The following is a 21557-nucleotide window of genomic DNA, read 5'->3' on the forward strand; positions in this document are numbered from 1 at the left end:
CGTTTTTGATTCAAAATCAAGGGCTCAGGTTACAATAGAAGTACCTTTATAGAGATGGGAGGGAAGAATGTGGCATCAAGTAGCATTCTTGGGACAAGCATTAATTTATTGTTTGTTCTATTTCTTGTTTTCCTAAATGGGTTCTTTGTAGCAACCGAATTCGCTCTGGTAAAAATACGTGAATCTCGAATTACTCAGCTTGTAGCAGAAGGAAATGTAAAGGCCAGATTAGTTGATACATTATTACATCAGCTAGATGCTTATTTATCCGCAACTCAATTAGGAATTACGCTTGCTTCTCTGGGATTAGGGTGGATTGGAGAGCCAGCGATTGCGCACTTATTGCATCCCGTTTTTACATATGCAGGGATAACAGAGCCATGGATGAGCTCGATATCCGTTGTAATTGGATTTTTGATCATTACATTCTTACATATCGTATTAGGAGAGCTGGCGCCTAAATCATTAGCTATACAACGTGCTGAACAAGTTTCTCTAATTGTTGCGCGTCCCATGCAGTTGTTTTATAAGGTAATGTTTCCCTTTATTAAGCTGTTAAATGGAGCAGCCTCCAAAATTTTACGTTTGTTTGGTATTGAACCGGTATCTGAGCATGAAGCGGCACATACAGAAGAAGAAATTCGGATTTTAGTCAATGAAAGCCACAAAAGTGGATTAATTGATAACACCGAATTAATGCTGGTAGACAATATCTTTGAATTCTCGGAAACAACAGCTCGCGAAATCATGGTACCGCGAACAGATATGGTTGTTCTCGATATCAGGGACAGCTTTGAGGATAATTTAGATATTGTGAGTACAGGGAGATTTACCCGTTATCCAGTAGTAAATGGGGATAAGGATCATGTGGTTGGAATTTTGCATATTAAAGACATTTTAACCTATGCCTTAAAGGAAATAGAGAAGGAACGCCATTTGAGTGATTTATTACGACCTGTTTTATCTGTGCCAGAGACCATTTCTATCAGTCAATTGTTAACCATGCTACAAAAACAACGAAGTCAAGTCGCCATTTTAATAGATGAATATGGTGGGACTGCTGGATTACTTACACTTGAAGACATTGTAGAGGAAATTGTTGGGGACATTCAGGATGAATTTGATGATGAGCGACCTGAGATCGAGCAATTTAAACAGAAGGAGGAAAGCATCGTATCTTTTGATGGGCGTATGCTGCTTGAAGAAGTAAACGCATATCTCAACATACAGCTAGATACCGCAGAAGTAGATACGATCGCTGGCTGGATTTACACAAAAATTACCCATCCCCCGACCATAGGTATGAAAGTGGTAGAGGAAGGGCATGAATTTGAAGTTGGAGAAGTGAATCATTTACGTATTACTCGTGTCTTTGTTAAAAAATTGATAAAAGATAACAAGGAAGCATAAGCCATCAAGCAGGTCCCTGCATAGGATATCAAATAGACATGATATTCGTGGAGGGGCTTTTGTGTATAAGATTATTTCATTTCCCAAAACGCTTGGTTATAGTATCTGTGCCAAAAAATTAAAAGAAAATCAGTCCATCATGCCCTCAGTTAGGCATTGTGAATCTGTTGGTTGCTTGTTAGTAGCGCAGGATGAATTTGAAAAATTAACTAAATTAATTGGACGTGAAGGATATACCGTATCAAATGAAGTTCAGGTGCGATTGCACAGTAAGGAAAGTAAGAATAATAAGGGTAATAAGGATAATAAGGACGAAATTCCATGGGGGGTAGAGCATATTGGGGCTCCTGGCCTGTGGCATGTCACAAAAGGCAAGGGAATTAAAGTTGCCGTGATTGATACTGGTATTTCACAGTCTCATCCAGATTTGAAGGGACAGATAAAAGGAAAAGTGTCAGTGATAGCTGGGGCGGGACGATTTAATATGGGAGGACACGGTACGCATGTGGCGGGAACGATAGCGGCTGTAGCTAATAATCGGGGGATTGTTGGCATTGCTCCCGAGGTTGATCTTTATGATGTGCAAGCATTTGGAGCGGATGGAACAGCTAATATTAGTGACATCATAGCTGGGATCAATTGGGCTATTGAGCAGAAGGTGGATATTATTAACATGAGCTTTGGAACGAGTGAGGATCATCCTGCTTTCCATCAAGCCTTACGTGTAGCCTCCAGAAATGGAATCGTACTGGTAGCGTCTGCAGGGAATAATGGTGGAGGCCTGGAATATCCTGCTGCCTACCGTGAAGTGATTGCGGTAGGGGCGATTAACCAACAGGCAAAGCTAGCTGAATTTAGCGCGAGAGGTCGAGGAATGAATACAGTTGCCCCTGGTGTTGGTATTAAATCTACCTGGCTCAATAAAGGATATCGTACGTTGGACGGTACTTCTATGGCGGCTGCTCATATTTCGGGACTATATGCTTTACGTCTAGCACAACAACGTACCAGAGCCATGAATCGCTTCAATAAAAGAATGAATTTTCGCTGGAATAACCAAATAAATAAACAAGGAGAAGGACTTGAAAAAAATCAAGTAAAGAATCACGTAAAGAAACATAAAAAGAACCATGACAAGAATCTTGAAAAGGACCATGAAAAGAACCAAGCACATGCCTCCGAGACTAAATCTGCACCCAACCGTCAAAACAGATTCAATCTTCTTTCTTTATTTAAAAGACGCTGACATGCGAATGAAGGGATGGAAAAAGTGAATGCATTATGCGCTTGATTATTATGTAAAAACGGCTCCTTCTTATCAAACAGCAACTTCTATTTTTAAAAATGAGTGGATTAGTATTTTTCCTGCGGAATATCAGGTTGAGGGGGGCTTTGCTCCTTTATTTGAAGATGATCGTGCTATCTGGGCGATTGATAAATTAGGAGGAGTAGCAGGTAAATCGGTATTGGAGTTAGGACCGATGGAGGGGGCACACAGCTATCTGCTGGAAAAAAAGGGGGATGCCGCTAGCATTCTTGGAATTGAAGCCAATACGAAGTGCTTTTTACGTTGCTTGGTAACAAAAGAAGTAACGAATTTGCAACGTGTACGTTACCTATGCGGAGATTTTGTAGAATTTTTAAAACAGACAGATCAGACTTTTGATGTTTGCTTCGCCTCTGGTGTCTTGTACCATATGGTCAATCCGATTATGGTGCTGGGACTAATAAAGGAACGATGTAAGAAGATGTACTTATGGACGCACTATTTTGATGAAAATATCTTACAGCATTCAGTTGATTATCGTCTGCGATTTAGCGGGAGCCAATCTGCTTCAGAATATGGCTTTGCTCACACATTATATCAACATAATTATTTGCAAGCGCTCGATAGCAATCTGTTTATTGGGGGCACGCTCCCCTTTAGCAACTGGCTGAGTAGACAGGATTTACTGGCAGGCTTAAACCATGTTGGTTTCCAGATAGACGCAATCAGCTTTGACGATCCGACCTATCCTAACGGTCCGGCTCTTGCCGTAGTGGCAAGCGTTCGGGAGTAACGAAATGAATGAGCGATTCAAATTGATAACCGGGGGAAACAGCATAACTCGTATGGTAGTAAGGCATCATACGAGAGAGCTTACTTCCTCGGTTTTTTATATGAATGAAAGCAGGAAGGAGAGGTGAAACTTTCCAGTCATTTTGTTACAATTACTAGATCAGATGGTTAAAGGAGATTGGTATCATGCGTATTCTACTTACAAATGACGATGGCATCGAAGCATTAGGCATACGAACCCTTGCGGAAGCCCTTCTTCCTTTACAGGACCTTGAAATTTATGTGGTTGCCCCAAGCGAAGAGAGAAGCGGAGTGGGTCACGGTGTTACATTTCGTGAAGCATTAGCGCCTGCACCGCATGATTTTTATGGATTACCAGTAAAGGCCTGGAGCGTAAACGGCAATCCTGCCGATTGTGTAAAGGCGGCTTATTACCTCTTATTTAAAGATCAGGAGCGTCCCGATCTTGTGTTATCAGGAATTAATGTAGGGGCAAATTTAGGAAAAGATGTTTACTATTCAGGGACATGTAGTGCAGCTCGCGAGGCAGTAATTTTAGGCATCCCGGCAGTTGCGTTGTCCTATGATAATTACCATAACCCGGCAAGTTTTGGAGAAGTGGGAAAGATTATTGAACCTCTGCTAAAGCAATTTATGGAGCAAACGAAGCACAAACAAATGCCTCCGAAAGTGTTTTGGAATGTAAATGTGCCTGATTTGCCTAAAAGCCAGATAAAAGGCATCACTCCCGCTGTGTTAGCGTTTGATTTTTATCACGACGTGTACAGCCCATCAGATTCAGGTTATTTTCTGGGAAGAGAGTATCCCGAACGCTTGGAAAAACAAAGTACAGAAGAGGATTTTCAACTATTAAAAAAAGGATATACGACTGTTACCCCTATTCATATTGATTCCACGGATCGTAAATTATTGGAGCAAATGAAAGAGTGGCCACTTTTAAAAAAATAACCTAAGGGGAGAGTAAAAAATGGCAGAAATGCAGATGCAATCCTTACTTTCTTTCCCTGGACCGTCTCCTGATGCTCAAACATCAGGGGAGGTTCTCTCTACAGATTTTTATGCTTCCCTATATCAAGTTGTTCATGAGGAAGGCTACCCCTGTTTCGGGAGATTAAATGACCGGGGTGTAGCAGAGCTTTATCTGGTGTTTGAAGATATTGATGCTTTTAGTCAAGCAGTGGAGGGACTTAGTACGGTCGAGTTTCGCACGTATAAGGAGCAATTGCTTCTGATCGTATGGACAAAATATGATGAAAGTGCTCCACTAGGATTCCCGCTTTCGTTTCTACCGCATGTACCTGTTGAACGTACTTGGCTTCATGCATTGCTAGAGCAGCCCGATCTGGAGCTGTTTTTTTTAGCAAGGGAACAAGACCTGCTAATTCACATCTTCACGGAAGTACTGACTCTTTCATCTACTGAAAGATTAGATGTTTATCAAATGCTACAGGAACTAGATGAGCGCATTCACACCCCCCTTGTATTAGAAGGAGCAGATGAACAGGAAGGCAGGAATGAGATTATTTCAAAATCTGCACTAGAGTTGCCAGATGATCTATTAATACAACAGGGAGAAGCATATGATTTTCTTTATCAAATTCATCTGCAAAAGCATCAAGATCAAGCAGAGCATATCTTAATGGAGAGCTTGTATCAGGCCCTGCATATGCTAAGTCGGCATCCTGTCAGTCATATTCGAGAAGCGGACCTTCTTGTTTGGGTCTATGGGAATGAGCAAACGTTCTCCATCTATACAAGCCCTTCCTTGCGTTCCATGTACCAGACGCAGCAGGATGATCCGTTTTTGGAATTATTTCGTCGGTTTCCTGCTTTCCAAAGCATTCGGGAAATATCTCCATTAAAAGAAGGTGCGTTTCCGATTTTTCAACGAGAAGCGGGATGCTTTTACCACCTAGAATTAAATCATGAGATGCAAAATAAGCTGGCTCGACTTTTTTCTCATATAGATAAAACAAGCACGAATCCATTTGTCTAAACATACAGAAAACTAGACAGGTTTCAACAAAGGATTAGACAAGCCCAAATGCGAAAAAGAGAAAGATAAAAAGCGATGGGGGTGCAGGTAGTGAATTCTTCCCAGCAAGCTAGTATCGCACTTATTTCTCAATCCTTTCAAGGTCTACAAAAAGAGGTGGAGCAAATCGCTCAAGCCTTATCTCTTCGCACAGAGGGAGGAATACGACTTTCTATGCCAGGAGAGACGTTTGCAAATACCTTTTGTGCTGACTTTACTCTTTGGGATTTGGCCGGCGTCATTACGCTGAAAAGCAAGCCTGGTAGATATGGATTCAATCGTGACAACAGGCAAGATATTCCGTTAATGATGAGGTTTTCATTCTCTTACAATTCGCCTAGGGATGCAGAAACCATTAAACAAAGGATTAACGAATATTTCTCATACGAAGCAGAGGTTCATTGGAATGTCGCTTCGACCGAGCAAACGAAGCAGATGGATTTGGCAATTCATTTCGAGTATCAACCGCAACATGATATTCTAGATGCATATATTCGTTATGTATTGGGCATGATAACGGGACGAAATACGGCTGCCTAATTGTGGCTGGAAAAAGGGCGCTCTATTGAGAGGGTCCTCTTTTTTACGGATAGGAATAAGAAAGGACTGAATCTATTGGTAAAACGCCTGTTTATTGCCTTGCATGTTCCGACCGATGTCATTTCATATATCGAGGCCGCTCAGCAACAGGTGAAGCAGGAGCTTAGAGCTGAGCGATGGCAGCCTTTACATAATTTACATTTAACCTTGCATTTTCTCGGAGATGTGGATGAACAAAAAATTCCGGAGCTTCAGAAGGATATTCAGATTGTTAGTTCCATAATCCAACCTTTTTCCTTGTCTATTGAGCATTTTGGTTCGTTTCCCAAGGGAGGCAAGCCACGAGTATTGTGGCTAGGACTGCAAGGAAATATAGAGTCTTTGCAACAGATGCATCTCCTGTTGGGGAAACGCCTAGATCGTCATGAAGGCCTTCAATATGACAAACGACCATATGAGCCACATGTAACCATAGCCCGCAAGCCAAAGTTATATGAAGAGCTCTCCCTTCCATTAGCAGATTGGTCACACCGTTTTTTACCGCATCCCAAGCCAAGCTGGAAGGTAGAGGGAATTACCTTATTTCAGTCGGAGTTACGCCCGGAAGGAGCTATTCATACTCCGCTATTCACCAGTTTATTAGGCGAAACAACGAACTTATAGAAAAAAACGGCGTTTTGCCGTTCAAATTTTCTCACCATCTGAATAAACTTAATAAAAACAGAAGGTCGCGAATGTGTGCGATCACGATGAGATGTCAGATGCTGAGAAAGCGGTGGAAATTCAAAATGAGTGAGTTTACTACCGGGGTGTTATATCCAAGACGATATGAAAGCAAACTGATCAAACAACTACCCGCCTCAAAGCAACCGTATTTTCATAAGCGGCTAAACGATGAATGGAATGTGTTTTTTCTGGAAGATGAGTGGGTACAGACGGCGGAAACTCTTCAATACCTATTAGATTTATCTAGGCATGGGGTGGCTCTGCTGTGGTTTCATGATGCGGAGGACAGCGGTTGGGGCTTCCGATTGTTTGAGGGCGGCTACGAGGTATCGTCTGCTACGATTAGCTATGTTTTAGATATAGAATTAGCAGAAATGGAAATGAAGCGGAGATATCCAGATATAATAGATCCAGATGATTATATGAAAGAAGAAAAGCTACGCAAAGAGTACGATGAACTAATTGATACAATCATTACCTCACAGATATATCGCCAGGAAGTGCAGAAGGGATTATCTCGCTGTAAGCCACAGTTGTTCCGTTCCTTCTTGTCTCCCAAGCAAATTCAGCAACTCCATTCTTTGTTTGACACAAACATTCTAGTCGAAATCGATTATGAAACGGGTAGCAGTCTACTGTATGATTCAGTGGATTTGTTTAAGGAAATCTTAGGGATTGAAGAAATGATGTGGGTTAATTATTCTTATTTAGCAAGCGGCGGAAGAGATAGCGGGCTGGCATGATGCTGTATAAGAAAATAGGTATGAAGATGATAAACTACCCAGTAAAAAGCAAGGACAGAGGCTTTGCCGAGCAATACATGCAGGCAAGGTCTTTGTTGCGTTCACGTTTAACAATTTCGGCGACTCATTTTGATATGAACAAATGAGCCGCCGATAATCGTTTACGCCTCTGATGTAACAGGCTGAATCCATTGGGCAAAAATAGTTGGAAGATCAAGCAAGAGGAGCAGACGCTCTCCTTCTTGGGCAATTCCTGCTAAATTGGAACCATCCAATCCTGCAACTACCGGTGGGGCCGTTTTTATGGAGGAAGGTGCAATTTTGGCTACTTCTGATACCCCATCCACAACGATACCTGCTTCAAAGCCGTTTATTTTAAGCACGATAAAACGACTATCTTCAGTAAGCTGAATGGATGGCAGTCCAAACAGTTTACGGATTTGCAAGATAGCAAGGATATTCCCGCGCAAATTAATGACACCTTCTACATACTCTGGTGATTTAGGAACCTTTGTAATAGGCATTGGCTTAACAATCTCCAGGACATTCTCCAATGGAAAACCGAATGTTTCACTACCCATGGTAAATAAGATATAAGAAAGGGCCTCGACTTCGCTCTGAGATTGGTTGAGGCCTAGTTGATCTTGATTTAATTCCATGAGACTTCCCCCTTTCTATTTTTCCTTCTAAAAGTATGTTTATTATATCATCTCAGATGAAAACCGGAATTGTTGCTTTTAGAAAAGCACAGTTTTATGAGCGATGTATGATGTTCGATTTCATTAGGATTAAATACTTGTAGGATTGATTAAATAAACAATAATAAATATATATAAACATATTTCAACGTAATGAAAAAGTTGTTTTTCCGGTTTACAAGAAGATTGTCGTGAAATAGCTGAATCGCACGTTTTTGTCCCATTTCAGAAAAGGAAATTACCGAAAAATACATTATTTTCCTAATCTATTAAAATGGCATGCGGTTTTTTTCCAAGCATCAAATCGTTGCGAGACTCTTGCTGAAAAAGATACAACTACCTGTTTTTCGTTGTTTATTATTGTCGAAATATTTAAATATAAATAAAAGTTAATAAAGAATAAGTAAATACCATTTTTTTCAATTACAATATATGTATAATTAAATTATAAGATGATTGAAAAGTTAAAAGTGTTAGTTTTATTCTAGCGCAAAAAAGGAGGGGAGTAACGAGGGAAAATTGTAGCATTTTGTCTATTTTGCAAACAATGAATTGGAAAGCCCCGAACAAACAATCATGAGTGAAGCGTTCAAAATTGATTTAGGAGGGACTACTAGAATGTTTACAAAGAAGAATCTCGTGCGAGGAGAAAGGGAGCAACATTCGCCTGACCAACAAGCCCTTGAGCTAACGAATGCAGAAAAATCTCTTTGGATCGCACATCAGATGAAGCCAGCGTTATGCAATGAACCGCTTGGTGTTAAACTGAAGGGGGAAGTTTCTCTAATCCTCTTGCAGGAAGCTTTAGATCGAATTGTTCAACGGCATCCGGCTTTGCGTATGATCTTTATTTGCCAGGATGGAGAAAATCCACAAAAACTAATTTTGCCTCAAGTGAATGTTCCAATCACTCCGCACGATTCTACAACGATTTCGCCGATAGAGAAAGAAAATATGATTCAGGACACTTTAGAACTTTTACGCATAGAGCCCTTTTCGTTGGAGGAAGGACCATTATTACGCCCTTATTTACTTAAAATAAGTGATGAAGAATATCTATTTTATGTTGTTTTTCACCATATCATTTATGATGGCTGGAGCTCGGGTATTTTCTTGCGGGAACTATCTGCCTTCTATACAGCCTTAAAAAAGGAGGAAGAAATTGCTCAGGACAAGCAGGGAGATACAAGGATTGCCAAGATTATACAAGCCACTGAAACAGGAGCATTAGCTCATCATGAATCCGATACATACTGGACAAATAAGATGCAAGGCTCTATTCCTTACGTGGGATTTTCCTCAGATTATTCACCTGCTAAAGGCATGACCTATCAAGGAGATTACATAAGCTGTATAATTGACCCTGCATTGATGCGGAAGGTTGAAAAATTTTCAACAGACATGCAGATCAGTGTGTATCGTGTTATGCTAACGGCTTATTTTATCCTTTTGCATCAAATGACTATGGAAGAAGATATCGTAGTTGGTATGCCTGTGAATCTGAGACCTAGAAAAGACTTTGAAGACATTTTTGGCTATTATATTAACACTCTTCCTATACGTCTTTCTTTAACTGATGTGCAAGATTATAATCAATTGCTCAAGCGAGTTGATCAAAATGTTAGAGAGGCCTTGCAGCATCAACATTATCGAGGTGAATCTCTGAGAGAAAACGCCGATTCAACTGAAAAAGGAGAGAAACCGTTCGTCTCAACGGTATTTAATATGGTAGGTCTTCCTATCATTGAATTTGAGGGACTTGAAGCAGAGGTAACTTATCAATTTAAACGTACCACTCTTTTTGATATTGTGTGGCGAGTAGTTAAAAGCGAAGAGAAGCAATACATGATAGAGATAGATTTTAATACGGACTTATATCATTCGAATACTATTGAAAACCTACTTCAACGCTATATTTATGCATTAGAAACCTTGCTTCAAAACCCCGAAGCATCACTACATACATTGCCATTTCTTATTGAACAGGATTATGAAATTTATAAGAAAATAAATCGAAATAATTTGGATTTTCCGACTACAAAAACATTGGATCAGCTTATCGATGATCAAGCGTCTCAATTCCCAGACCGCCTAGCAATTACTATGGGAGAGGAAGCTATTACATATAAACAATTGCAGGATCGGAGTAATCAGCTTGCTCATTATCTTCTTCAACATCATCTGAAGAAAAGTGAGCGGGTTGCGTTAGTAATGGATCGTCATATTGATACCATTGTTGCCATGATAGCGATCTTAAAGGCAGGCGGAGCCTATGTTCCTATTGATCCAGATTTTCCTGCCGAGCGTATACAATATATGGTTGCGGATAGTGAAGCAACCCATCTTATTACTAGAAAGAAATGGGCTCATAAGCTTCGGAATGATTTTGGATGCTGTTTATTGTGGGAAGAGATTCCTGCAGATCTCCCTGTTGATTCAGTTGAAGCGTGCCATACCCCCGAGGATATTGCTTATATGATCTATACCTCAGGCTCAACAGGTAATCCAAAAGGTGTATTATTGTCCCATATTGGAGTTGTAAACTTAATTTATTCCTTAAAGAATAAGTATAAATATACAGAAAAAGATGTTTATTTACAGTTTGCTTCCCTTATTTTTGATGCCTCCGTGTGGGAAATTTACTCAAGTCTGGTATGTGGTGGAAGACTTCACCTGCTTTCAGACCTGGATCGAACATCTCCAGAAAATTTTGTTCTGACCGTAAACAGCATCAAAGCAAATTATTGTGTTCTTCCTGTTATTTACTTTAAACAGCTATCGCAACTGCCTGAGGAGACTTTAGAACAATTAGACTCCCTGAAAGCTATTTTTATTGGCGGTGAAACCTTATCCCCGGAAGCAGTACGCATGTGGCAGCGTAAGGTAGGAACGCGGATTCTGATAGCTAATGCTTATGGACCTACGGAGGCTACTGTTTGTAAAACAATCTATGATATTGCAGCAATGTTGCCAGAGGAGAAACAAAGCATTCCAATCGGTAAGCCTTTGGCAAACAGTGAAATCTTTATTTTGAATAAACAAGGCATGCTCTGCCCGATAAATGTCCCAGGAGAAATCATTCTTGGAGGCGTAGGACTAGCAAAGGGGTATTTAAATCAAGCCGATCAAACAAAGGCGGCTTTTGTTTCACTTGCTCTTCCTAACCAACCTGAGAAAAGGTTTTATCGCACCGGGGATATAGGGCGCATTCTACCAGATGGCAACTTGGAATTTATGGGGCGCATGGATCATCAGGTAAAAATTAGAGGCTATCGGATAGAACTAGACGAAATTGAAACCGTATTATTACAACATCCAAAGGTAAAGGATTCTGCCATTGTTGTCTATAAGGATGATCATGATCGTTCTAGATTAGTAGCCTTTTATATGACTGCTGATTCTGTTGGAGACCTACCAGTGGATGAACTAGTAACCTATCTGAATCAAAGGCTACCTGTATACATGGTACCGGAGCATTTCTATACCCTGTCATCAATGCCGCTCTCACCTAGCGGAAAAGTGGATCGTAAGTCATTAGCTCAACAAGCTAAATCACTCATGACCACGGAGAGTAGAATATATATATCACCCAATACGCCTACAGAAAAAGCTGTAATACAAATATGGGCGAAAGTGCTTCAAATAGAAGAGGCCAAAATCAGTATCAATGATGACTTTTTTGCACTAGGAGGTCACTCGTTAATAGCGATTAAGGTGATCAATCAGGTACAAAAGCAATTAGAAGCCAAAATCGAGCTTAAGGATTTATTCCAGTATCGTACGGCAGAACGCTTGGCAGTATTTATTGACGAGCAGGCTACTACAAATCCTGCTGATCAAGTAAGCAAGGATATAGATAGATTGCCGTACGTTATGGAACAAGAGCATTATACCTTGTCGAATGCTCAGAAAAGACTATGGTTCTTGGAAAAATGGAATAATAGTTCAGGCGTGTACCATGTTCCGATAGAGATGAAAATTAAACCAGGCCTTGATCCAGATTTGTTCAGACAGGCTCTAGAAATATTGATCAATCGACATGAGATCCTGCGTACTACATTTGTCGAGTTCCAGGGTGAACCTAGACAGGTTATACACAATTCTTTTGAGTTAGCATTTTATCAAAAGGACTTGTCTCATTTACGAGAAGAACAACAGAAAGCTTTTATCGAAGAAGAGATAAGAAATGATATGAAAGAGCCATTTGACTTGTCTAATGGACCTTTATTTAGAATCTCGTTATATTCGCTTTCGGATGAGCTAAGCCATCTCTATTTAAATTTTCATCACCTCATCACGGATGAATGGAGTATACAGCTACTCCTGCAAGAGTGCATGGAGGTTTATCAGGCTCAAGAGCAAGGGAAGAAACCAAGCTTACAGCCTATTGAGCATCGATATATTGATTATGCAGAATGGCAGGAACAAAAGCTTAAGGAGGGCTATTGGAAAGCGGAAGAGGAATACTGGCTTGAACAACTGAAAGGACCTTTGCCGGTTCTAGAACTGCCTCTGGATTTCATTCGACCTAAGGAACAGACCTTTGAAGGTGAAACCATTGATTTTCCTCTTACTAAAAAGCTCACTCAGCAGTTAAAAGAAGTGGGGAAAGCTGAAAGCGTTACGATGAATATGCTACTATTGTCTGCTTATTTCAAACTATTAAGCCATTTCTCTGGACAAGAGGATATCATTGTGGGAACCCCTATCGCTGGGCGAATACATGAATCGTTAGAGCATATTCAAGGCTTTTTTGTAAACACATTAGCTATTCGGGTGAATTTCCAAGGTGTGGATACCTTGCACCAGCTTATGCAAAAGGTAAAGGAGACCACCTTAGCAGCTTATCATCATCAGGCGTATCCTTTTGATAGTCTGATAGAGCTAATCAATCCTGATCGAATGGAAAATCAAACACCTATCTTTTCAACGATGTTTACCTATGAAAATAATCTAAATTTACAGCAGGGTGACTATCAATTAGAAGTGCTTCCATGCGATATCAATACGAGTAAATTTGATCTTTCGTTAGCCGTATATGAGAAGAATCAACAATTACATCTAGCGTTTGAATATAACAAAGATTTATTTACACAAGATACGATTTCTCGATTTGCTGGTAGCTTGGAGAAAATCCTGGAAGCATTCATCAACCAGCGTCTGTCTGCACCACATCTGCTAGATTTATTGACAGATGAGGAGAAACATCTGTATCAGGAAGTAAACGGTACAAAAGCCGCATTTCCTTTTGAGCAAACGATTCAGGAACGATTTTATGAACAGGCAAGCAAGTATCCTCATAAAATCGCAATTTCAATGGGAGAGCAGTCTCTTACTTATGAAGAGGTAAACCTAGCTTCCAATCAGGTAGCTCATTATTTACGTTTTACCGGGATGAGACCGCAAGAAAAGATAGCTATATTACTTGATAGAAGCATCGAGAGCATTATTGCTTTGCTAGGTATCTTAAAGGCAGGAGGAGCTTATGTTCCGATTGATACAGGCTATCCAAAGGATCGTATTGAATATATCTTAGAAGACAGTCAAACCTCATACATGATTACAAGAGATGCTCACATGAAGGGTTTATCACGTTATACAGGCGTCATCGTGCGCATGGAAGATGTGTATGAGCTTGGACAAACCAATCATGTGGAAACCTTAAGTACTGCAGAGGATATAGCTTACGTCATTTATACATCTGGCTCGACAGGGAAACCAAAGGGCACATTACTGCGCCATCGTGGGGTTCTTAATCTGATTCAGTGGAGGAAGGATCAGTTTCAGGTAAATTGCGAGGATATCTTTGTTCAGTTTGCTTCCTTTAGCTTTGACACCTCTGTTTCTGAGATCTTTTCAGCCTTGTTGCACGGAGCTAGATTGCACATTTTATCTGAAGATGAGAGATATTCTGTCAGTGCCTATGCTCTTGCAGTTCAAAAGGTTAAGGCTACAATCACGGATGTGCCAATCGTATTTTTCCATAACTTAATTGCTTCCCTGAATGATACAGAAGCACAAATGGTAAAAACGTTACGTATGATGATGGTTGGGGGAGAAGCTCTACCTGCTGAATCTGTACGAGCATGGCATAACAGATTTGGTCAGCAGACGTTGATTATCAACGAATACGGCCCGACAGAGGCTACTGTTTCTGCAACGTTTTATCCAATTCATCGGATCGAGCCTGAGCAAAAAAACGTTCCGATTGGAAAGCCGCTTGCCAATACCAAGATTCACATTCTCCATTCTAAAAAAATGCCGTGCCCAATTGGAGCAATTGGTGAGATTTATATCGAGAGTGTTGGACTTTCACCAGGGTATTGGAATCAGGAGAAGAAAAATGAAGAAGTATTTATCTCAAATCCGTTCACTCATGAGTTTGCAGATAGACTATATCGCACAGGTGATTTAGCTAGATGGTTACCTGACGGCAATATCGAATTCGTGGGCAGAAGGGATGATCAAATTAAAATTAGGGGTTACCGTGTAGAATTAGGTGAAATAGAAGAGACGCTTTTACAGCATCCATTGATTCATCAATCTGTTGTGCTGGCAGTAGATTCTGGAGCAGAGAAAGTTCTTGTTTCCTATTACACTACGAATAGTCAACAAGAAATCCAAGCCGGCGAATTAAATTCCTTTTTATCTGGAACACTTCCAGAATATATGCTTCCAAGGCACTATATTCATCTTGAGGAACTACCGTTAACTCCAAATGGTAAAATTGATCGAAAAAGCTTGATGCAGAACTCTCCACATTTCGTGAAAAAAGAAAGAAGCTTTACTAAGCCTGAGACGGAGTTGCAAATAGAAATTGCACAAATTTGGGAGCAGGTATTGGATGTGAAGCCTGTTGGCCTAGGGGATGATTTTTTTGAGCTAGGTGGACACTCCTTAAAAATCATGCCTGTTCTTGTACAATTAAAGCCTAAATATCCGATGATTCGAATTCAGGATTTTTTCAAATTCCGTACAGTAGCAAAGCTTGCTCAGTATTTAGAAGAAAAGCAAGAACAAAGCACATCAAGCGTAGAACAATCTTCAAAAGCTGCCAAACCTGCAACGAATCAGATGCAAAAGAAGAAACGCGAAAAAGTGTCTAACATCACTGTAAATGTACCAAAAGGAGTCTTTCTTACAGGTGCTACTGGTTTCTTGGGTGCCTATATTCTAAAGGAATTGCTTGAAATACCTTCAATTCCTATCCACTGTCTCGTGCGTAAAACAGGCGATGTCTCGATTGAAAGAAAACTAGAGGAAAAAATGGTGTTCTATTTTGGACAAGACGTTCTTTCGCAAATGAAGGGTAGAGTTTTCGCGGTGGAAGGTGATTTAAGCAGCAAAGGCCTAGGGATGGATTCTTTCGTATGGGATCATTTAGCAGGAAAGATTGATTCGGTTATTCACTGTGGAGGAGAGGTAAGACATTATGGAGATCGTGAGCATTTTCATAAAGTGAATCTTGATTCTACAAATGAACTAATTCAACTATCGAAAAAATTAAAAGCGCGGTTCCATTATATTTCCACATTAAGCGTGGTTGGGCACTCTATCCATGATCCAGCAGAATTTATGTTTTATGAAACCGATTTTGACCGTGGTCAAGAGATAGAAAATGTGTATGTGGAAAGTAAGTTTTTATCAGAGAAAAGTGTAAGACAAGCCATGCAAGAGGGATTGGATGCAACCATTTACCGAGTAGGTAATCTGGTTGGGCATTCTGTGACAGGTAAGTTTCAATATAACATTCATGAAAATGCATTTTATCGCTTGCTGAAAGCCATTTTCTTATTACGAGTTGCGCCTTCAATACCTGGCTACATGGATTTAACACCTATTGATTACGGAAGCAAGGCTATTGTACAGCTTTCGTGCCAGCTAGAGACAATCGGTGAGACGCTGCACATATGTAATCCGGCTCAAATTACCTGGGAGGATTTTATCCGTAATATACAACAAGCAGGATATCCGGTTTCTCTCATTCAGGCGGAGGAGTATATTCAGACTCTTTATCAGGGAGATCTTTCTGACGAGCAACAGCAGGCATTGGAGTTGATCCTGCCTTCCTTGGAAGCTAGTGAAGGAATGTCTATTTCGATGCCTGATTGTGCGCTTGCACAAGAATTTTTACAAAATACCCCCGTTGTTTGTCCAAAACCGACAGAACAACTTATAAGAGGTATGATCGAATATGCTGTAGAAGTAAACTTTTTTCCTGCAATACAGGAGACTATCTTAAAGTAACAGTTGCATAGTAAATTTTTACGGTCAATAAAAAGCGTGTAGACCTTTGTATCCGAGGGTGTCTACACGCTAAAGGCTTATCCATTTGTCAAAAAAAGATAAGCCTTTCTTTTTCTCTATAAATAGAGATTAGGTTCCACGGCAAAATCGAAGTCCTCAATATCATAAAATTGAATTGGAATCACATATTCCAGCAAACGATCCTGCCATTCGGTTTGATCAGTAATCAGAGGAACGTCCCATTTCATTGCTGTTAAGATTAATTCTGTTTCAATGGGGTCAAAAAGCTCTCCCCACATGGCGGTATCCTCCGCTTTCACAATTGTAAAGTGAACAGTATCACTATGTTCAAAGGTAACAGTAGACCATGGTGCTACCAATGATTTTTCCATCATTTTACGTCGAAACGGATTGTTGAAATATTGGATCATGTCGCCAATAATTTCCCTTACCCGTTGCTCTTCTTCCGGGTCATGCATGATGGGACTAGAACTTCCGATAAATTCGTCCAGTTCACGGAGAGTAGAGGAAGGGATGAGGTATTCGACAGGCTCGCTTGGCACTAGTAAATTGCCGTATATAGCTAGCATGATGGCTTCAATCACAAACGGTTTCTTCACTTTTGTCTCCTCCTCCTTACTCATCCATCATACTGAAAAGGATGCTTGACAACAAGTGGAGTTACTCGTATGATGACAATATAAAACTTAAAAGAACGCAACTCTCAGTCAAAGGGGAGTAGCTTTTACAGCAAAGTCGTCATTACAGGATGTATATCCTCGGCTTTGTTGGCAACTGACCGTTGTTAGCAAGACCTTTGCCTATGTACAGGATATGTACGTAGGTAAAGGTCTTTTTTGTTGTCAATCATGATGTTTTCATGAAGAACCAGCAAAGAGATCAAAGTAAGGCGTTCAGTAAGATGAGCCCACGGAGGGCAGGGAGGGAAGAGATTATGTTTGAGACAGAATTTATTATTCAGTTATTAATGATCATTGCTATTGACATTTTGCTTGGTGGAGACAATGCAGTAGTCATTGCCATGGCAAGCCGAAACCTGCCGCTGGAGCAAAAGAAAAAGGCGATTTTCTGGGGAACAGGGCTAGCAGTAGTTGTTCGTGTAATTGCAACGATTGCAGCAGCGTATTTGTTACAAATACCATTCTTATTTGTTATCGGAGGTCTTTTGCTGGTTTGGATTTCTTATAATCTATTGGTGGAAGATGGGCATGAAAAGGACATCAAAGCTGGAGATTCGTTAATGGCAGCGATTCGGACGATTGTAATCGCTGATGTAACAATGGGAATTGATAACGTTGTAGCAATTGCTGGTACTGCTCATGGTAATATGGTGCTCATTATTATTGGCTTGCTAATTAGTGTACCAATCATGGTATGGGGAAGCACATTAATCCTCAAGGCGATGGATCGCTATGCATGGATTCCTTATGTAGGGGCAGGAATTCTAGCCTTAGCAGCAGCTAAAATGATTACGCACGAAGCTCATCTACAACCATTCTTCGATGCTAATCCTTGGATAAGCTATCTATTGAAAGGTGTTATTATTGTGGGGGTAATCGTAGCTGGTTACTGGCAACGTAATCGGATGGCGAAAAAAGCCACGGCTAACCAAATTATGCATGAGGAAAAGAGCTCTCATCATGAAGTAAATATCGGATCGTAAAAAGAATGCCGGATCGTAAAAAGTAGCCACGGGAGCAGTCATGCTCCGTGGCTTTTCTATTTTAGAAAAAAGGAGTGTTGTCTAGGCTTTCCAAGCCTGCCATTCACTGCGTAAAATTCCCATTTTGATAGAATCATAATATGCACCACGGACGATTCTTGCTTGTCGTATTCGCCCTTCCTCTTGCATCCCGCATTTTTGGGCTAGACGCATCATCCGTTCGTTGCCTGACCATGTCGAGATTCCTAAACGAACCACATCCATTTCGGTAAACAAATAATCAATCCACGATTGAAAAGCAACGGTTCCGTACCCACCTGACCAATAAGATGAATCATAAATGACAATGCCTATCTCGCACCAATTAGTTGCTTGGTCTACCCAGTAACGACCTACCGTACCTTTTAGCTCGCCATTGATTTCAATCACAAGATTTCTGCGGGGAATAGTAGTGTTTACGAGGAGTAAATCCTCATGATACCGTTTTTCGTATTCCTCTACAGGTACATAGGCAACAGGCTGATAAGGCCCATTCCAATTTTGAAACTCCCGGTCCGCAGCCTCGTAGTTATAGTGCCAGATAAGGGGGATATCCTCTGGTTGAAGATCACGAAGAATAATATTTTGGAGGGCAGGATGTTTTATTTGTACATACATGGTTGTACCTCCTATCCAGCATTCGGAAAAAATATTTTTGCAAAAGTAATAATCTTTTATCATTATAAGATAGAGAGCTAATAGAGGAAAGTCAAAAAAAATACCGGCTTATGCCGGACCTGAACAAAGACAAAGGTCTTTACTCTGAAATTACTCTATGGTTGTTACTGCGAGTAAACCAGCGAAAAGGATTAAGTGACCATCTGCTTTCATAGCGGTTAGAGCGTTGTTTACGACGTGTCAGGCGCTGATGCATAAGATCCATTTCAAACGTCACACGGCGCATTTCTAAACGAAGAGCCTCTTGTTTATCTTCAATTTCAGCGATTTTTTCTAATATAGAAGCCTGCAGCTGTGGCAAAGTGGATAGTTGACTTATTTCTTTTTGGAATTGAAGGAGTGTATCCTGTACGGTTATTTCAACCTCTCGAAGGGCGTTTGTAAGAGGCTGACTAGGTAATGCTTTCGAGCCGCTAACCTGTGTCTCCCCGTTTGCTGCTACTTCATTATCTAAGATTTCAACAGGAAGGATGCCTTCTTCCAGCATGTCCCGCTGAATCTCTTTCAGGGAGCTGTTCCCGGAATCTTTGCGTTTTTTTGCCTCTTGCAGCAGCGTGAATCCATCTGTGCTTATTAAATAATGTCCTTGTGGATTTTTTTGTCTTTGGCTTGCCGGTACAAATAAGTCTAGCCAATTGCGCAAGGTGCGAACATGCAGGTCTAACTTTTCCGCTACTTCTTTAGAAGCCATCCAAGTATGCAGCATTTGCTTCATGTGATCACTCTCCAATCGTAATTCCTTAAAGCAGATTTTAGACATTTGTGACCAGCTAATACAACAGGACAAAGGCAAAGACGTTCTGAATAGATGTCGATTCCATTTTCTACAGGTATTATAGCACCTATTTTTCCCGGAAAAAGACAATCGACAAAGGTTCTAAAAACTAGTGGTCTTTCGGCGAATTTGGACAAGTGTAGGGATGGATGTCTAGCTTTGACAAGAACAGAGGAGCATAACTATCTATCAGTACGCGTAAAATGAATCAGATCAACAGTTTGTCCGATTGTGGATAAGGAAGGCAGGGCATGAAAAAATGTGGCATCCTCCAATATCAATTCTGTTGTTACTGGTTTGCGCTGCTAGTTTGCTTGGTAGCTTTACCATCTGTTTCCGCAAAAAGTGGTCTGAGCAGGCATTATTTGTGATGATTAGCCTAGGAGGCGGCATTTTACTTAGTTTAACCGTTTTGGATCTTCTGCCACATGCAATGGTAGAAGATGCACATCAATTTTTGCCACTGGTATTGGTAGGCTTTATGCTGCTATTCATACTAGAAAGCATTCGACACGACCAAGGAAGGCCACATATGAATAACCTGATCGGCATAAGCTTTGGATTTTTTATGCATGCCTTTTTTGAAGGTTTTTCGATCGCAGCAGGATTGGATAAGGATGCAGGCCTTGCTTTTCCATTACTCATAGCGCTTATTCTGCACCGATTGCCTGATGGAATTACGGTATCCTCGCTATTACTAGCAGCTACAGGAAAACGTGGAATAGCCTTGCTTGGGGGGCTTGGTTTATGTGGGGCTACCATTCTTGGAGCCATGACCTTGCGCTTAGCCGGACAATGGATTTCCGAAGCATGGACGAGTGCGGGACTAGCTTTGTCAGCGGGGGTATTTTTATATGTAGCAGCGAGTCACTTAGTCCCTCTTATACAAAATCGAAATTATCCTAAATTAAGCCTTTATTTTTGTGTATCTATGCTGCTTTACATGGTTTTTTCACTCTTTTTTCATACACATACTCACTAAATGACTAATCAAACTACTAGCGATAACTCGTAGAACAAGCTAATATAAGTTATAATGTTTGGAGTATGTTGGGAAAGAAAGGGGTTTTTACATATGAATTTATTGCAAGGTAAAAATATTTTGGTTATGGGTGTAGCGAATCATCGCAGTATCGCGTGGGGAATTGCCCAATCCTTGTCGAAAGCGGGAGCGAACCTGATTTTCACATATCAAGGAGAGCGATTGAAAAAGAATGTAGAGGATTTGGCTGCAACGTTGGATCAGCCTGAGCAACTATTGTACAACTGCGATGTGACCAAGGATGAAGAGGTAGCTGCATTATTCCAATCTATTAAAGAAAAAGTAGGAGTATTGCATGGCATCGCTCACTGTATCGCATTTGCTAAAGGGGAAGATCTAAGCGGTGAATTCGTTGATACCTCCCGTGACGGATTTGCGTTGGCACATGACATCAGTGCGTATTCTCTGGTAGCCGTAGCTCGCGAAGCTCGTCCGTTAATGACAGAGGGCGGTAGTATTGTTACGTTGACATATCTTGGCGGTGAGCGTGTAGTCTCCAATTACAACGTGATGGGTGTAGCAAAAGCGGCTCTCGATATGAGTGTACGTTATTTGGCAAGTGACCTTGGCAAAGATAACATTCGCGTAAATGCGATCTCTGCTGGTCCAATCCGTACATTAGCTGCAAAAGGGATTAGCGGCTTTAATGCGATCATCAAAGAAATTGAGGAAAAGGCTCCTTTGCGTCGTACGATTGATCAAACAGAAGTAGGCGACACTGCTTTATTCTTAATGAGCCATATGTCTCGTGGTATTACTGGTGAAGTACTGCATGTTGACGCTGGCTACAATATCATCGGTCGATAAGCCATACTACTAAAAGAACCCCCTATGGAGTGCCGCGAAAGTAAAGTTCAGTT

General features: G+C 40.7%; 16 protein-coding genes and 1 riboswitch. Of the genes, 12 read left to right on the top strand and 4 right to left on the bottom strand.

Annotation, left to right across the window (positions count from 1 at the left end):
- Window positions 1-69 precede the first annotated feature (69 nt).
- The 8 genes from QZ995_RS13650 (at window position 70) to QZ995_RS13685 (ending at window position 7534) form a co-directional block, all read left to right on the top strand.
- On the top strand, window positions 70-1410 hold the full coding sequence (locus QZ995_RS13650) for a hemolysin family protein (protein WP_301807737.1): 1341 nt from the start codon (window positions 70-72) through the stop codon (window positions 1408-1410).
- Between the two features lie 61 nt (window positions 1411-1471).
- Window positions 1472-2656, top strand: coding sequence for a S8 family peptidase (locus QZ995_RS13655; protein WP_301807740.1), 1185 nt, complete (start codon window positions 1472-1474; stop codon window positions 2654-2656).
- A gap of 28 nt (window positions 2657-2684) precedes the next feature.
- Window positions 2685-3470: a class I SAM-dependent methyltransferase gene (locus tag QZ995_RS13660; protein ID WP_301807742.1), complete on the top strand. Its 786-nt coding sequence runs from the start codon at window positions 2685-2687 to the stop codon at window positions 3468-3470.
- A gap of 185 nt (window positions 3471-3655) precedes the next feature.
- Window positions 3656-4438 (top strand): 5'/3'-nucleotidase SurE, encoded by a 783-nt coding sequence (gene surE, locus QZ995_RS13665; protein WP_301807744.1) that lies wholly within the window; start codon window positions 3656-3658, stop codon window positions 4436-4438.
- Window positions 4439-4457: 19 nt separating this feature from the next.
- Window positions 4458-5486 carry a hypothetical protein gene (locus QZ995_RS13670; RefSeq protein ID WP_301807746.1) on the top strand — a complete coding sequence of 343 codons (1029 nt, stop codon included), beginning with the start codon at window positions 4458-4460 and terminating at the stop codon, window positions 5484-5486.
- 90 nt (window positions 5487-5576) lie between these two features.
- Window positions 5577-6065 (top strand): hypothetical protein, encoded by a 489-nt coding sequence (locus QZ995_RS13675; protein WP_301807748.1) that lies wholly within the window; start codon window positions 5577-5579, stop codon window positions 6063-6065.
- A gap of 75 nt (window positions 6066-6140) precedes the next feature.
- On the top strand, window positions 6141-6728 hold the full coding sequence (thpR, locus tag QZ995_RS13680) for an RNA 2',3'-cyclic phosphodiesterase (RefSeq protein WP_301807751.1): 588 nt from the start codon (window positions 6141-6143) through the stop codon (window positions 6726-6728).
- Between the two features lie 125 nt (window positions 6729-6853).
- The gene (locus QZ995_RS13685) at window positions 6854-7534 is read left to right on the top strand and encodes a hypothetical protein (RefSeq protein ID WP_301807753.1); all 681 of its coding nucleotides are present in this window, start codon (window positions 6854-6856) and stop codon (window positions 7532-7534) included.
- Between the two features lie 161 nt (window positions 7535-7695).
- Here the strand turns inward: QZ995_RS13685 and QZ995_RS13690 are convergent, their stop codons facing one another.
- A complete protein-coding gene (locus QZ995_RS13690) occupies window positions 7696-8193 on the bottom strand; it encodes a chemotaxis protein CheW (protein WP_301807756.1) in 498 nt (165 codons plus the stop codon).
- A gap of 657 nt (window positions 8194-8850) precedes the next feature.
- Here QZ995_RS13690 and QZ995_RS13695 point away from each other — a divergent pair.
- The gene (locus QZ995_RS13695; protein WP_301807758.1) at window positions 8851-16479 is read left to right on the top strand and encodes a non-ribosomal peptide synthetase; all 7629 of its coding nucleotides are present in this window, start codon (window positions 8851-8853) and stop codon (window positions 16477-16479) included.
- A 116-nt stretch (window positions 16480-16595) separates the two neighbouring features.
- On the opposite strand, the gene QZ995_RS13700 is transcribed toward QZ995_RS13695, so the two are convergent.
- Entirely contained in the window at window positions 16596-17099 is a 504-nt protein-coding gene (locus tag QZ995_RS13700) for an ADP-heptose synthase (protein ID WP_301807759.1), read from the bottom strand.
- Window positions 17100-17200: 101 nt separating this feature from the next.
- A riboswitch (yybP-ykoY riboswitch) is annotated at window positions 17201-17357 on the top strand.
- A gap of 77 nt (window positions 17358-17434) precedes the next feature.
- On the opposite strand from QZ995_RS13700, the gene QZ995_RS13705 reads away from it, so the two are divergent.
- Complete coding sequence (locus QZ995_RS13705; protein ID WP_301807761.1) at window positions 17435-18163, top strand: TerC family protein; 729 nt, start codon at window positions 17435-17437, stop codon at window positions 18161-18163.
- 81 nt (window positions 18164-18244) lie between these two features.
- Here QZ995_RS13705 and QZ995_RS13710 read toward each other — a convergent pair whose 3' ends face one another.
- Window positions 18245-18820 carry a GNAT family N-acetyltransferase gene (locus tag QZ995_RS13710; RefSeq protein ID WP_301807762.1) on the bottom strand — a complete coding sequence of 192 codons (576 nt, stop codon included), beginning with the start codon at window positions 18818-18820 and terminating at the stop codon, window positions 18245-18247.
- A 139-nt stretch (window positions 18821-18959) separates the two neighbouring features.
- Entirely contained in the window at window positions 18960-19595 is a 636-nt protein-coding gene (locus QZ995_RS13715) for a hypothetical protein (protein ID WP_301807763.1), read from the bottom strand.
- A gap of 319 nt (window positions 19596-19914) precedes the next feature.
- Here QZ995_RS13715 and QZ995_RS13720 point away from each other — a divergent pair, with 319 nt between their 5' ends.
- Both QZ995_RS13720 and fabI read left to right on the top strand, forming a co-directional pair.
- A complete protein-coding gene (locus QZ995_RS13720; protein WP_301807766.1) occupies window positions 19915-20637 on the top strand; it encodes a ZIP family metal transporter in 723 nt (240 codons plus the stop codon).
- A gap of 93 nt (window positions 20638-20730) precedes the next feature.
- Entirely contained in the window at window positions 20731-21504 is a 774-nt protein-coding gene (gene fabI / locus QZ995_RS13725; protein ID WP_301807768.1) for an enoyl-ACP reductase FabI, read from the top strand.
- Window positions 21505-21557: the final 53 nt, after the last annotated feature.

Origin of the sequence: Brevibacillus laterosporus (assembly GCF_030489605.1) — a bacterium.
Lineage (GTDB): Bacteria > Bacillota > Bacilli > Brevibacillales > Brevibacillaceae > Brevibacillus_B > Brevibacillus_B laterosporus_E.